The organism is Bifidobacterium callitrichos (genome assembly GCF_008698085.1).
Lineage (GTDB): Bacteria > Actinomycetota > Actinomycetes > Actinomycetales > Bifidobacteriaceae > Bifidobacterium > Bifidobacterium callitrichos.
Genome location: NZ_RZJP01000001.1, coordinates 460,004 through 473,800 on the forward strand (window position 1 = coordinate 460,004; position 13,797 = coordinate 473,800).

General features: G+C 63.6%; 10 protein-coding genes. 2 read left to right on the plus strand and 8 right to left on the minus strand.

Going from position 1 to position 13,797, the window contains the following annotated elements; genetic code table 11:
* Positions 1-114: 114 nt before the first annotated feature.
* The 4 genes from EMB92_RS02065 to EMB92_RS02080 all read right to left on the minus strand — a co-directional run bounded on the left by EMB92_RS02065 (position 115) and on the right by EMB92_RS02080 (position 6,294).
* Positions 115-594, minus strand: coding sequence for a flavodoxin (locus EMB92_RS02065; protein WP_150393612.1), 480 nt, complete (start codon positions 592-594; stop codon positions 115-117).
* A gap of 96 nt (positions 595-690) precedes the next feature.
* On the minus strand, positions 691-2,214 hold the full coding sequence (locus EMB92_RS02070) for an amidohydrolase family protein (protein WP_190973522.1): 1,524 nt from the start codon (positions 2,212-2,214) through the stop codon (positions 691-693).
* Between the two features lie 28 nt (positions 2,215-2,242).
* Complete coding sequence (locus EMB92_RS02075) at positions 2,243-5,599, minus strand: ABC transporter permease (protein WP_223847519.1); 3,357 nt, start codon at positions 5,597-5,599, stop codon at positions 2,243-2,245.
* The gene (locus EMB92_RS02080; RefSeq protein ID WP_150393614.1) at positions 5,593-6,294 is read right to left on the minus strand and encodes an ABC transporter ATP-binding protein; all 702 of its coding nucleotides are present in this window, start codon (positions 6,292-6,294) and stop codon (positions 5,593-5,595) included. Before EMB92_RS02080 ends, EMB92_RS02075 begins: the two co-directional genes overlap by 7 nt.
* A 295-nt stretch (positions 6,295-6,589) precedes the next feature.
* Between EMB92_RS02080 and EMB92_RS02085 the strand changes: the two genes are divergently transcribed.
* Positions 6,590-7,264 (plus strand): TetR/AcrR family transcriptional regulator, encoded by a 675-nt coding sequence (locus EMB92_RS02085; protein ID WP_223847520.1) that lies wholly within the window; start codon positions 6,590-6,592, stop codon positions 7,262-7,264.
* A gap of 70 nt (positions 7,265-7,334) precedes the next feature.
* On the opposite strand, the gene EMB92_RS02090 is transcribed toward EMB92_RS02085, so the two are convergent.
* The gene (locus EMB92_RS02090) at positions 7,335-8,510 is read right to left on the minus strand and encodes a pyridoxal phosphate-dependent aminotransferase (RefSeq protein ID WP_150393615.1); all 1,176 of its coding nucleotides are present in this window, start codon (positions 8,508-8,510) and stop codon (positions 7,335-7,337) included.
* 172 nt (positions 8,511-8,682) lie between these two features.
* On the opposite strand from EMB92_RS02090, the gene bcp reads away from it, so the two are divergent.
* The gene (gene bcp / locus EMB92_RS02095) at positions 8,683-9,216 is read left to right on the plus strand and encodes a thioredoxin-dependent thiol peroxidase (RefSeq protein ID WP_150393616.1); all 534 of its coding nucleotides are present in this window, start codon (positions 8,683-8,685) and stop codon (positions 9,214-9,216) included.
* A gap of 1 nt (position 9,217) precedes the next feature.
* Here the strand turns inward: bcp and EMB92_RS02100 are convergent, their stop codons facing one another.
* The 3 genes from EMB92_RS02100 to lepA form a co-directional block, all read right to left on the minus strand.
* Positions 9,218-10,210 (minus strand): Gfo/Idh/MocA family protein, encoded by a 993-nt coding sequence (locus tag EMB92_RS02100; protein ID WP_150393617.1) that lies wholly within the window; start codon positions 10,208-10,210, stop codon positions 9,218-9,220.
* Between the two features lie 195 nt (positions 10,211-10,405).
* The gene (gene hemW / locus EMB92_RS02105; RefSeq protein ID WP_150393618.1) at positions 10,406-11,743 is read right to left on the minus strand and encodes a radical SAM family heme chaperone HemW; all 1,338 of its coding nucleotides are present in this window, start codon (positions 11,741-11,743) and stop codon (positions 10,406-10,408) included.
* 170 nt (positions 11,744-11,913) lie between these two features.
* Entirely contained in the window at positions 11,914-13,794 is a 1,881-nt protein-coding gene (gene lepA, locus EMB92_RS02110; RefSeq protein WP_140444726.1) for a translation elongation factor 4, read from the minus strand.
* Positions 13,795-13,797 lie beyond the last annotated feature (3 nt).

Sequence of the window (13,797 nt, forward strand, 5' to 3'; positions counted from 1 at the left end):
CTCCGAGAGGCCAGTACAAGGCCAATCAGCTTCCGGCCTACTCACGGGGTACACCGTGGCAGTCAGCGAAGCGATCAGCAAGCGACTGGGCGGCGCGATGGCCGACTTTACAATTTACAGAGCCAGCCCCTCGACCCACTTGGCGAGTTTGGCTTCGCTTTCATTTGCGCCCACGCGGCGACCCGGCACCCAGTGGGCGGCGGGCGCGGAATCGTGCAGTTGCACGCCGTCGGCACCGCGCGTGCTGGACCCGGAGGTCGCGAACGTGACGATGGTCCTGCCCTCCCAGTCCTCGCTTTCAAGGAACGTGCGCACCACGCGCGGCGCGGTCTCCCACCACAGCGGGTATCCGACGAACACCACGTCGTAGCCGCTCACGTCGATCGGCGTCTTCAACGCCGGGCGCGTGGCGCGGTCGCGATGCTCGACGCTGGTGCGGCTGCCGGAATCACGCCAGTCGAGGTCGGCGGCGGTGTACGGCTCGGCGGGTTCGATCTCTTTGAGGTCGGCGCCGATCGCGTGCGCAAGACGTTCGGCGACCTCACGGGTGGTGCCGGTGGCGGAGAAATACGTGACAAGCATGCGCTTGGACATGATGCTTCCTTTCCTTCATCCCGATACGGGCAGTCTGTCGTTCGATTTCAGTAATACCCACCTCAAGCGCTCGAAGACAAACGCATGCGAGATCGATCAGCGCCGCCGGCCGGTGAAGGGCATGGGCCTGCGATGGGGCGCGACGGCCGTGCCCACGACCGAGCCGTCAGGTTCGGACACGTCAGCATCGAGGTGGACGGTGAGCGGGCCGAACGGCAGACGCACGCGAATGTCGAACGAATGCCGCGTCCCGTCGCGCACTCCATCCCGGTAGGATGCCACGATTCCCATGACCTTCGCCTTGCCATGGAACGAGGTTCGGGTCGCGTCGTCGTAGGAGACGATCACAGGGATCGCGATTACGCCCACCGGCGAGTTGAGCCGCACGTCATAGCGGGCGGTGAGCGCCGGGTCGTCGCCGGAATCGGGCGCAAGACGCGCGGCGCCGGCATCGCGGACGGCTCCGGCGATCTTCGGGGCCGCCTCGTGCGGCGGAACAGGCACGCGCACGGCCACATGTCTGCGCGGGAAGAGATCGTGCAGGAGTCGCACATACCACCGTCCGTCCCGCTCCCCCACCGCATCCCCCGTGGGCTCGGAAGCCGCCCGGGCCAATGCCGGGATCCCCGCGAGCTTCGGGTTGACGGCGAGCGCATTGCCGGTGAACGCCATGCGCTTCTGCTCCTCGGTGAGCTTGTCGGTCCCCTCCAGCGCCCGAGCCTGGCCGAGCACCGCCTCGATGGGCGTGTAGGGGGTGTCCGACCCGTACAGCAGGTGGGTGTCCGGCACGTTGCGTAAAAGGTCGGCGAGCTGCTTGGGCTCACTGAATCCGGCAAGGTCGTAGTACACATGGGACATGGCGTCCATATAGTCGACACGGCGGTCCGGGTCGGCGAAGCGCAGCATGAACGCGAAGCTTTCGAACCGGTCGGCGAGGACGGAGACGAACGCGCCGGCATGCGGCATCACCCAGCGGATGTTCGGGAACTTGACGAACGTGTCCTCCAACACCATGTTGGTGAAGGCCCGCGTGGTTTCCACGAAGTATTCGAAAGCAGGAAGGGACAGGCCCTCGCACGCGCCAGGCACGGACACTGGCGGCGCGGTGGGATGGACGATCGCCATTGCGCCGCGGTCGTCCAGTTCGCGCATCACCGGATCGAGTCGGGGGTCACCCAGATACACGCCATGGTGGTTGGTCGTCAGTCCCACGCCGTCAGCCTTGAGCTCGTCGAGCGTGCGCCGGGCCTCCGCCGCGGACTCCTCGGCCCATGGCAGGGGCAGTGTGGCAATCAGCCCGAACCGGGTCGGTTCCTCGGCGGCGATTGCCGCCCCCTGGTCGTTGATCTTCCGGGCCAGCCGCAGACAGTCATCCGCCTGCGGCAGGAAGACGTTCGGCGAGGAGAGTTCCAGATGTGCATAGGCGATGCCGAGCAGGTCCATCTTGTCACGCTGCCAGTCGGGAGTCCAGTAGTCGGGCGTGGGATAACCGTCCGGGCTGCCGGGATAATGCGCGCGCAGGAATTCCAGATACGCGGGAGGCAGGTAGTGCGACTGGAAGTCGATCTTGCCACGGAAGCGCAGCGGGGCGGCATCATTCGATTCGACCGGATGGTTCATGGTTTTCCTTTCTTTCTCCATTCCCGGCTCATTCCACGCTCTTCAACGCGCCGAGCATGTCCACGTCCTTGAGACGGCGGTACACCACCCAGCCGAGCATGGCGAGCACCACAACCACCACGGCGAGCGGCACGGCGAATGAGGGCCAGGCGAGGGCCGGGTCGAACATGACCTCGTCCGGCGGCACCTCGGTGATGATGTATCGGTGCAGGCCGGCACCGAACACGTATCCGGCCAGCACTCCGAACGCAGACAGGACGATCGTTTCGCGATAGATGTACATGGTCGTCTCCCCGGTATGGAAGCCGAGCACCTTGATGGTGGACAGTTCGCGGATGCGTTCGGACACGTTGAGGTTGGTGAGGTTGTAGAGGATCACCACCGCAAGCAGCGCGGCCACCAAGATGAGCACCTCCATGATCTGGTCGAGCGAGTCGACGATCGTGGCCACCTGGTTCCTCATGGTGATGTTCTGCACCACGCCCCTGACCCCGTCCACAGTCATAAGGTCAGCTCCCTGCCTGTTGGCGTTGCCCACGGACGAATCCTTGAGACGGACCACGTAGGCGTTGGACTGGTAGTCGGCGCCGAATGCGCGATCGTAGCCTCCGGAGGACATGAACATGAAGTGGCCGATGTACATTTCGGTCACGCCGTCCACACGCACCTTGCGCTCCGTGCCGTCGGGATCCGTCACGGATATGGTGTCCCCGGCCTTGGCACCGAGCATATCCGCCATGCGTTCGGAGATGATCGCGCCTCGGTCGGTCAGGACCTGCGGGTCATGCGAGACACGGTCGCGCAGGGTGATGTAGTCGCCGAAGTTGTAGGCGTCGTCGGTGACGATGAGCGTGATCGTCTGCTTATCGCCCTGTTTGCCGGCGGTGGTGGTGAGCTCCTCGTAGCGGATTGGCGCGGATTGGTCGATCGCCCCATTGCCGTCGTCCCCGTCCGCCGGGGCGACGGCCTTGGATACGGCGTCGCGCTGGTCGGCGTTGTTGTCTGATTTCTCCGCCACGATCAGGTCGTAGTGTATGATGCCGCCGAACTGGAACTCGCCGATCTGGCCGATCGACGCCTGCACGCCCAGGCCCGCGGTGAGCAGCGACACTGCGCCGGCCACGCCGAAAATGGTCATAAGGCCGCGCGACTTGTAACGGAACAGGTTGCGGGCCGTGACCTTACGGGTGAAGTTCAGGCGGTTCCACACGGGCGCGATCCGCTCGAGGAAGATCTTCGAACCCTTGGCGGGAGGCTTGGGCAGGAGCAGCGCGGCTGGCCTCTCCTTAAGCTCGCGGGACGCGGCGATCCACGCGGGGGCCACGGCGCTCGCCCATGCAAGCAGGAACGCGGCGGCGGTCACGCCCGGGTGGAAGTGCAGCTCGATGCGCGGCATGGTGAATCCGGAATCATAGGCGTGGTAGACGATGAGCGGCAGGATGGTATGCCCGGCCGCCACGCCCAGAATCGTGCCGGCCGTGGAGGCGGAGAAGCCGTAGACGAGGAATTTCTTCATGATGTCCGCGTTCCCATATCCCAACGCCTTGAGGGTGCCGGAATCGGTGCGCTCCTCGTCCACCATGCGACCCATGGTGGTGAACGTGACCAGCGCGGCCACGAAGTACAGGAAGATCGGGAAGATACGCGCGAGTTTCATGACGATGTCCGCGATGATCTCGTACACGCGATATCCCTCGGAGGTGAGTCCCTCACGCCGTCCGTCGATTGAGTACGCGGGCACTTCGAGGGTGTCCACCTTTTCGCTCGCCAGTTTGATCTGACGTTCCGCGTCGGCGATCTTCTTCTCGGCCTCGGGCCTGGCATCGTTGAATTCCTTGAGCTTCTGGTCGTATTCGTCCTCGGCTTTCTCGAGGTCGCGCTGGCCTTGGATCATCTGTGAGGCACCGTCGGACGCCGATCCGGATGCGGCCGTGGAGACGGCGTGCCCGAGTTCGGTCTGCTTGGATGCAAGCAGTTTTTGGGCTTCCGCGATCGCGGCCGAGTTCCTTTGATACTCCTCGGATCCCTGATCGAGCTTGGCGGCCCCTTCGTTGAACTGTTCAAGGCCGCTGTTGTATTGGTTCAGCATGGCGTTGTATGTGTCCGCGGCCGTGTTCCAGTCGGCGAGCGCCTGATCGTAGCGCCCCTTGAGGCTTTGGTATGCCTTGCCGGTTATTCCGGTTTTCTGCCATGAAGCGAGGAGACGGCCAGTGGCGTCGAGCGCTGTCTTGGATGCGTCGAGCGCCGCGCGGGCCACGGTGAGCTGCTTGCCGGCCTGATTGAGCTGCAGCCAGGCGAGTTCGAGACTGTCTTGGCCCTGATTGAGTTGCTGGGCGCCGGCGGCGAGCTGGGTTTGGGCTGCGGAGAGCGTGGAGTTGGCGGAAGCGATCTGCGAGGTTGCGCCGGCGAGTTCGGCGGCCGCGGAGGATGCCTGATCGACGGCGTCGAGCTGGCCTTGGGTAAGCTGGTCCTTGCCGGATTCGATCTGTGCCTTGGCGTCGTCAAGCTGGGCTTGGGCGTCCGCGAGCTGTTGTTTGGCATCGTCCACCTGCTCTTGCGCCTTGGCGATCTGCTCACGGCGTTCGGAGCGGATGGAGTCGCGGCGGGCGGCGGGCTGGTTGGCGAGCCGCCGGGAGAGCATGGTCTTGTGGTCCTGCACGCGGTCGCGGTAGGCGTCATCCCAGTAGTTCAGTCCGGCTGTGTCCTCAAAGGTGACGCGGCCGATCATTGCCACTGACGAGTCGAACGTGCCCGCAGTGACCACGGCGTATCCGTCAAGTTCGCCGGATCCGGCGGTGGACTGTCCCATGTTGAGGTTGGAGACGGTGTCGCTGGCCTCTACGAAGCCGACCACGGTGAAGTCGGTCCGTTTGAGCACGGTATCGCCGGCGATGTCCGGCAGTTCGGTCACGCGGATGGAGCTGCCCACGGCGAATCGATCACGCTCCCCCGAGTCAAGCGCGATCTCCCCGGCCGCTTGCGGTAGTCGGCCCTCCACGACCTCATAGGTGGAGACGGTCTCGGGCAGCGAGTGGATGCGCAGGCTGTGGTCACTGTCCGCGATCGTCACATCTTTGAAGTAGCCGAATTCGGCGTCCTTCACGCCGGCTGTTCCACGAATGATCGCCTCGTCGTCGGCGGGTAGGCCGTAGTCGCTGATCACGGTCACATCCGCAAGATTGTGCTCGCCGTAGAACGCGCGGCCGGTGGCCCGCATGTCGGGCGCGGTGGCGAACAGACCCACGAGAGCGAACGATCCTAGGGCCATGAGGCTCACGATGGAGGCGAACCTCCCCTTGGATTTGGCGAGGGTGGCACGGATGTCGCGCCACAGCATGCGCTTGCGGAGCCTGCGAGGCTTACGGCGCGTCATGACGTTCACCATTCCAGGTCCTCGATGTCCATGGGGTGCTCGTTGACCTCGATGTCCTTAACTCGCGCGTCGTGCATGTGGATCACACGATCGGCGATGGGCGCGATGGCGGAGTTGTGGGTGACGATCACCACGGTGGCGCCCTTGATTCGGCTCTGGTCCTGCAGGATACGCAGCACCTGCTTGCCGGTGTTGTAGTCGAGCGTGCCGGTCGGCTCGTCGCACAGGAGGATCTTGGGGTTCTTGGCCACGGCACGGTCGATGGCGACGCGCTGCTGCTCGCCGCCGGAAAGCTGCGCCGGGAAGTTGTCGACACGGTCCTTCAGCCCCACATCCACGAGCGCCTGAACCGGATCCTGCGCGTCACGCACGATCTCGGAGGCGAGTTCCACGTTCTCCCGGGCGGTGAGGTTGGCCACGAGGTTGTAGAACTGGAACACGAACCCGATGTCGGTGCGTCGGTAGTCGGTCAACTGACGTGCGGTGTAGTTCGAGATGTCCTTGCCGTCGATGATCACCTGTCCCTCGCTGTTGGTGTCCATGCCGCCCAAAATGTTGAGTACGGTCGATTTCCCCGCGCCGGACGAACCGAGGATGATCGCCAGTTCACCTTTCTCGATGCCGAAGCTCACGTCATTGTTGGCGACGATGACGGTGTCTCCCATGTGGTAGCGCTTGTAGCTGTGCACCATCTCGATATATGCCACAGGCCCTTCGCCTCCTTGTGTTCCTTATGGTTGCCTCAACCACTAAATAAACAACATGTTGATATAATGATGTCGATGATAGGAAGCGTCGGCATATCAGGTCAATCAACAACTTCCGACGATCCGTTCAGATTGAACACTGTTCCCCAAACCGTTCATATCACCATGAATCACCCATTAAAAAGACAACATGTTGATATAATGTATCGGTATCAGCATCCCCAAGCAGCAATGCAGACCCCTGCAGACCCCACGGCGCGGCCACAGTCGACCGCACGAATCCAAGGAGCACCACATGCCTTCCACCACACACACCCCAGTATCCGCGAGCAAGCCGGCAAAGCGCAACACGAAGACCGAAGCCCGAATCAAGGCGGCCTTCACCACGCTGATGCAGTCCAAGGGCTTCGACGCGATGACCGTCAGCGACATCGCCCGCACCGCAGGCATCAACCGCGGCACCTTCTACATGCACTATCTCGACAAGATGGACCTGCGCCAGCAGCTCGTCGACGACGCCATCGAAGACCTGACGCGCATCCTCGTCACCGACGCCGCCTCCCCTGACCGGAAGGCCGCCTCCCCCGGCGGGAACGCCATCGCATCGCACCGAGGCAAGGCCATCTGCGACGCGTTCCAGCCGGCCTCCATAGCCGACGCCCTGCGCTACATCCGCGACGACTACGCCTTCTTCAGCGTCGTCTCCCGCTCCGGCAACGACATGCAGATCTACGACCGGATGAAGGAGGTGCTCAAGCGCCTCATCGTCGCGCAGGCAACGCGGTTCGGAGCCGAACCGAAAACCGACTACAACGGCATCCCCGCCGACTACGCGATGGAGATCCTCGTCTCCGCGGTCTCCTCGATCATCTGGTTGTGGATCCGCCGCGGGTGCAAGGAGAGCCCGGAGGAGATCTGCCGGATCATCGAGGTTAACAAAACCACCGCACCGGTGGACATCCTGTGGTGAGCGTCACGAGCATCATGAGCGTTACCCGCCGGAGCGCCCCGCCAAGCACGATCACGGATCAACGCCCGGATCACCGCTCTGAGGCGAGTCCTTCGAGCCACGTACGCATACGGTTCAAGCCTTCGGCGGTATCCTCCCGCGTACCCACGTAGGACAATCGCACATACCCGGCGCCGCGAGCGCCGAAGCCGGATGCCGGAGTGACCACGACCTTGCCTTCGCTGAGCAGACGCACCGCGAACGTATGGTCATCCATGCCCGTCTCGGTGACGTTGACGAGCACGTAGAACGCACCATCCGGAACATCGCAGCGGACCAGCGGCATATCGGCGATCGCATCGACCACCATGTCGCGGTTGGCGCGGTAGGCGTTCTTCATCGTCGCGAGAATGTCCGACGAGCCTTCAAGAGCCGCGACCGCACCGGCCTGCAGCGCGCCGGGCACGCAGGAGACGACGTTCTCCTGCATCACCATCATCCGGTCGATGACCTTCTTCGGGCCGAAGACGCAGCCGATGCGCCAGCCGGTCATCGCGTATGTCTTGGAGAAGGAGTCCACGACGAGCGTGCGTTCCTTCATGCCGGGGATCTGCGCGATGGACATGCAAGGCGTGTCATCGTCGTAGACGAATGCGCGGTACACCTCGTCGCTGATCACCCACAGATCGTGTCGCCTCGCCACATCGGCGATGCGCGCGAGCTCGCCGGGCTCGATGATCGCACCGGTCGGATTGGACGGGGAGTTGAGCAGCAGAGCGCGCGACCGCGGAGTCACCGCGAACTCCACGTCCTCGGCCCGCATGCGCCATCCGCTGTTCTCATGCAGCTGCACCGGCACGACGTGCGTCTGCGTCATCTGCGCCTGACCGAAGTAGTTCGCGTATCCGGGATCGGGGATGAGGATGTCATCGCCCGGATCCATCGTGGCGGTCATCGCGAGGAACACGCCCTCCATGCCTCCGGCGGTGACGATGATCTCCGACTCGGGGACGTAGTGCATGCCGTCGGCTCGTTCGCGGGCGGCGCACCATGCGCGACGCAGCGCCTCCGCTCCCCTGTTCGGCGTGTAGTGCGTGTCGCCGGCGAGCGCCGCCCGGTACGCCACGTCGATCATCGGACGGGGCGTGTCGAATCCAGGTTCGCCGATCGCGAAGGAGATCGCGTCGGTCACATGCGAGGCGAGTTCGAACATCTCGCGCACCGACGGGTACAGCGCCTCACGGGCGCGGTTCGATATCTCCGGCATGGCTGCTGCGTCCTCCCCGAACTGATAACGGCAGATATTGCGTTATTGCGTATCGCAAGTATGGCGCCGATGGTAGCGCAGCTATGTTTCGGCTCGGCCGGCCCAAGCGCAACGGCGATCGGCAGGACCGCAACGGCGATCGGCAGGACCGCAACGGACTACGATGGCTCACATGACAGAGAACACAACAGACATTGCAGCACAGGCCCCTGCACAGGAGCCGCCGACCAGACTCGAAGCGGGTCAGCACGCACCGGACTTCACGCTTCCGGCGGTCGAACCGGACGGCACGGAATCGACGATCTCACTTGCCGATCTGACCAAGCAGGGCCGCAAGGTGATCCTCTACTTCTATCCGGCGGCGATGACGCCCGGTTGTACCACCGAAGCGTGCGACTTCCGCGACAACATGGCCCGTCTGAGCACGCTCGGATACACAGTGCTGGGCGTCTCGAAGGACCCGATGACCAAGCTGCAGCGGTTCCGCGAGCGCGATCATCTGTCGTTCCCGCTGCTTTCCGACCCGGAGCTCGGCGTGCATAAGGCGTACGCCGCTTGGGGCGAGAAGAAGCTGTACGGCAAGACGCACGTCGGGGTCATCCGCTCCACGTTCGCCATCGACGAGCACGGCGTCATCACCTTGGCGCGTTACAACGTGCGCGCCAAGGGACACGTGGATTCGCTCATCAAGCGGCTGGGAGACTGAACTACCGCTCCTCCTCCGGGTAGGTCATCTTCCACTGGCCGACGCGGATCTCGGTCATCATGGCCATCACGTCGCGCGTGTAGTCCAGATGCATGACGGACGGGTCGCCGGCGATCGCCGTCTCCATGTCGGCCACCTCATAGGAGAGCGCATCGGCGGTACGCCCCGCTTCCACCACCTCCGTGCGGCCGTCGTCCACCCAGGTGATGGTGGCGCGTTCGCCGCGCGGATAATCGACGACCTCCACATAGGCTCTGTCGAACACGGCGAGCCCGCGCTTGGGCTGCTTGGCGTGCAGCGACAACGTGACCGTGGCCATCTGGCCGTGAGGATTGGTCAGGAGGATGCCGGCCTGCTCGTCCACGCCGGTGGGGGCGGTTTTGACCTGCGAGAGGATCTGGTCGGGCTTGGAGCTCATGAACCAGCGGACGAAGGAAAGCGCATACACGCCGATGTCGAGCATGGCGCCGCCTGCGAGGTTGCGGCTGAAGAAGCGGTTGGCCATGTCGTACTCCTTGTAGGAGCCGAAGTTCATCTGCAGGAGCTTCAGCTCGCCGAGCGCACCGGAGTCGATGATCTCGTTGAGCTTCCTGTAGAGCGGCATGTGGTAGATGGTCATGGCCTCGGCGAGCACCACATGATTGGCTTCGGCGAGCGCGACCGCCTCGTCCAGCTCGTCCGAATTGAGCGTGATGGATTTCTCGCACAGTACGTGCTTGCCGGCGGCGAGCGCCTTGCGCAGGAGCCCGATATGCATGTTGTGCGGGGTGGAGATGTAGATCACGTCCACGTCCGGGTCGTCGAACACGTCGTCGATGTGCTCATAGACCTTGCCGATGCCGTATTTCTCGGCGAAGGCAACCCCCTTGGCATGCGTGCGGTTGGCCACCGAGTACAGCCTGCGGCCTTTGGATTCCAACGCCTGTGCAAGCTGGTTGGCGATGACTCCGCATCCCAGAGTCGCCCAATTGAGTTCGTGTGTTGCCGTCGTCATCGTCGAGTCCTTTCCACCGTCGCATTGTTTCGGCATACTTCTTTGTGTATCTCATCTATATAATATGCCATATTATTTTTCCGTGGGGGAAATCACGGTGAGGCGAGGATGATGAGATCAACGGAAAGGGCCGCGCCGCGGGACTCAAAGACGAATCCTCACGCAATCACACTGAGTCCCCCGTATCCGCGGGGTTCACACGCCGACGAGGTCGAAAAGGCGTTCGATGACGGCGTCGTTGAGCAGACGGCCCTTGCGGGTGGGAACGACGCGGACACTGGAGTCTCCGGCATCACGGGAATCTTGGGTCAAAGTGATGAGCCCCTCGTCGACCATCGGCATGAGCTGCGCGGGGTCGATGGGCTTGAGGCTCGAGGAGCCGACCGCCCCACTACCAGCGGCTGAGGCGATGGCACGGTTGATGCGGCCCAGATCGAGCCCTTCGCGGATGCGCAGGCCCAGCATGATGAGCTCCTCGAGATTCTCGTCCGGGGTGATCTCCTCGCTGCCCGCCCACGGCACACGGCCTTCGTTGATGGCCGTGCCCCACAGGCGCGGGTGCGCGATGTCCCATGCGCGCAGGGCGTTCGTGCCCGTGATCTGTTCCCTCGGTTGGGCCAACGCCGTCTCTCCCCCAGTCAGCTGCGCTGACAGCCCCCTCGTCAGAGGGGGCCGGGCACCCGCATCGGCGCACGCATTGTAGTGCGAGTGGGCGCCGGGGCCGAGTCCCGCCCAGTCGACGTTCCTCCAGTATCCGAGGTTGTGACGGCTCTCGTATCCGGGCCGCGCCCAGTTCGAGACCTCGTACCATTCGAGGCCGGCCTTCGAGAACAGGTCGTCGGCGATCTCGTATTTGGCGGCCTCGTCGTCGTCATCGGGCTTGGGCAGTGTGCCCGCGGCGATCCGGCGGCCCATCTTCGTGGTCGGTTCGACGGTCAGCGCGTAGGCGGAGATGTGATTGACGCCGAGGCCAATGGCGGTCTCGACCGAGGTGCGCCAGTCGTCGAGGCTCTCCCCGGGCGCCCCGTAGATGAGGTCGACGCTGGTTCGAAGGCCGGCCGCATCGGCGGCACGCACACCCGCCTCGACGTTCGCTGGCGTGTGCGTGCGGTCCAAGGTCTTCAGCACATGCGGCACCGCCGACTGCATGCCGAAGGAGACGCGCGTGAAGCCGCCCTCGGCGAGACGGTTGATGTAGTACTCGTTGACGGTGTCCGGATTGGCCTCGGTAGTGATCTCCGCGCCGGGTGCAAGCCCCCAGATGCGTCGGATCGCATCCAGCATGGCCACCAGATCATCCGCGGAGAGGATGGTGGGCGTGCCGCCACCGAAGAACACGGTATCCGCCGGCGGTTCGTCGACACCGTGGGCCTCCTGCCATTCACGCACGAGTTCCATCTCGCGGATGACCATGTTCGCGTAGTTGCCGCGCGAGGCCCCGGCGCCTAAATCGACCGCCGTATATGTGTTGAAGTCGCAGTAGCCGCAACGTCTCAGACAGAACGGCACATGAATGTACACCTCAAACGACATTCCGAATGCCCTCCCCTCATTTCCTAGGCAGATTTCGCATTTCTTAGGCAGCCGCCCCTCGGATACCGATACGAACACCCTTGAAAAGACAGGGATTTTGAACCGTCTCCGGACCAACACCTGCCTAGGAAACGATAAAAGTGCCTAAGTTTCCCCGAATCCGTTCCTGCTCAGCCTTCGGTCTTCTGGGCGGCGCGGATCTTGTCCTTGGTGTCGCGGTCGTTGGAGTCCTCGCCGGTGGACAGTGCGGCGATGAACGCCTCCTGCGGCACCTCGACATGGCCGAGCATCTTCATGCGCTTCTTGCCGGCCTTCTGCTTCTCGAGGAGCTTGCGCTTACGGGTGATGTCGCCGCCGTAGCACTTGGCGAGCACGTCCTTGCGCAAGGCGCGGATGTTCTCACGCGCGATGATGCGCGAGCCGATCGCAGCCTGAATCGGGATCTCGAACTGCTGGCGCGGGATGAGCTCGCGCAGCTTCTTGGTCATCATCACGCCGTAGCTGTACGCCTTGTCGCGGTGAACGATGGCGCTGAACGCGTCGACCTTCTCACCCTGGATGAGGATGTCGACCTTGACGAGGTCGGCCGACTGCTCGCCGTCCTCGTGGTAGTCGAGCGAGGCGTAGCCCTTCGTACGGGACTTCAGCTGGTCGAAGAAGTCGAAGACGATCTCGGCGAGCGGAATACGGTAATGCATTTCGACGCGATCGGTGGAGATGTACTCCATCGTGCCCATCTGGCCGCGATGATCCTGACACAGATCCATGACCGAGCCGATGAACTCCTTGGGGGTGATGATGTCGGCGGCGACCATCGGCTCGACGATCTTCTTGATCTTGCCGTCCGGGAACTCGCTCGGGTTGGTCACATGATGCTCGGAACCGTCCTCGGCGGTCACGTCGTAGGTGACGTTCGGGGCGGTCTGGATGAGGTCCAAGCCGAACTCACGGGAGAGACGTTCGTTGACGATCTCCATGTGCAGTAGGCCCAGGAAGCCACAGCGAAAACCGAATCCCAGCGCCACGGACGTCTCCGGCGTGTAGATGAGCGCGGCGTCGTTGAGCTTGAGCTTGTCGAGCGCGTCGCGCAGTTCGGGGAACTGGGCGTTGTCGATCGGGAACAGGCCGGCGTACACCATCGGCTTGGGGTCACGGTAGCCGGGCAGCGGCTCGGTGGCCGGGCGCACGGCGGAGGTCAGGGTGTCGCCGACCTTGGACTGGCTCACGTCCTTCGCGCCGGTGATGATGTAGCCGACCTCGCCGGCGCCGAGCGCCTTGGTGCGGGTCATGTCGGGGCTGATCACGCCGATCTCGATCGGATCGTGGGTCATGCCGATGCCCATCATGTGCACCTTCTCGCGATCGTGCAGTTCGCCGTCCTCCATACGGATGTAGGTGACGATGCCGCGGTAGGAGTCGTACACGGAGTCGAAGATCAGGGCTCGCGCCGGAGCCTCGGGGTCGCCGTGGGGCGCGGGAACCTCCATGACGATGCGGTCGAGCAGGTCCGCCACGCCTTCGCCGGTCTTGCCGGAGACGCGCAGCACATCGCTAGGCTCGCAGCCGATGAGGCCGGCGATCTCCTCGGCGTGCTTGTCCGGTTCGGCGCTGGGCAGGTCGATCTTGTTGAGCACCGGAATGATGGTCAGGTCATGGTCGACGGCCATGTACAGGTTGGACAGCGTCTGCGCCTCGATGCCCTGCGTGGCGTCGACGAGGAGGACCGCACCCTCGCATGCGGCGAGCGCTCGGGAGACCTCGTAGGTGAAGTCGACGTGGCCGGGGGTGTCGATCATGCCAAGCGTGTATTCGGTGCCGTCGAAGGTCCACGGCACGCGCACGGCCTGCGATTTGATGGTGATGCCGCGCTCCTGCTCGATGTCCATGCGGTCGAGGAAGCGGTCTCGCATCTCGCGTTCGGGCACGATGCCGCTCAACTGCAGGATGCGGTCGGCCACGGTGGACTTGCCGTGGTCGATGTGCGCGATGATGCAGAAATTACGGATCAACGACTGATCGGTGGAACCGGGCTGGTTGTGCTGGCTGACCACTGA

Excerpts from the sequence above, each read along its gene's own strand:
- EMB92_RS02085 (WP_223847520.1), top strand. The coding sequence starts at position 6,590 with ATGCCTTCCACCACACACACCCCAGTATCCGCGAGCAAGCCGGCAAAG.
- EMB92_RS02070 (WP_190973522.1), bottom strand. The coding sequence starts at position 2,214 with ATGAACCATCCGGTCGAATCGAATGATGCCGCCCCGCTGCGCTTCCGT.
- bcp (WP_150393616.1), top strand. The coding sequence starts at position 8,683 with ATGACAGAGAACACAACAGACATTGCAGCACAGGCCCCTGCACAGGAG.
- EMB92_RS02090 (WP_150393615.1), bottom strand. The coding sequence starts at position 8,510 with ATGCCGGAGATATCGAACCGCGCCCGTGAGGCGCTGTACCCGTCGGTG.
- EMB92_RS02075 (WP_223847519.1), bottom strand. The coding sequence starts at position 5,599 with ATGGTGAACGTCATGACGCGCCGTAAGCCTCGCAGGCTCCGCAAGCGC.
- EMB92_RS02065 (WP_150393612.1), bottom strand. The coding sequence starts at position 594 with ATGTCCAAGCGCATGCTTGTCACGTATTTCTCCGCCACCGGCACCACC.
- hemW (WP_150393618.1), bottom strand. The coding sequence starts at position 11,743 with ATGTCGTTTGAGGTGTACATTCATGTGCCGTTCTGTCTGAGACGTTGC.
- EMB92_RS02100 (WP_150393617.1), bottom strand. The coding sequence starts at position 10,210 with ATGACGACGGCAACACACGAACTCAATTGGGCGACTCTGGGATGCGGA.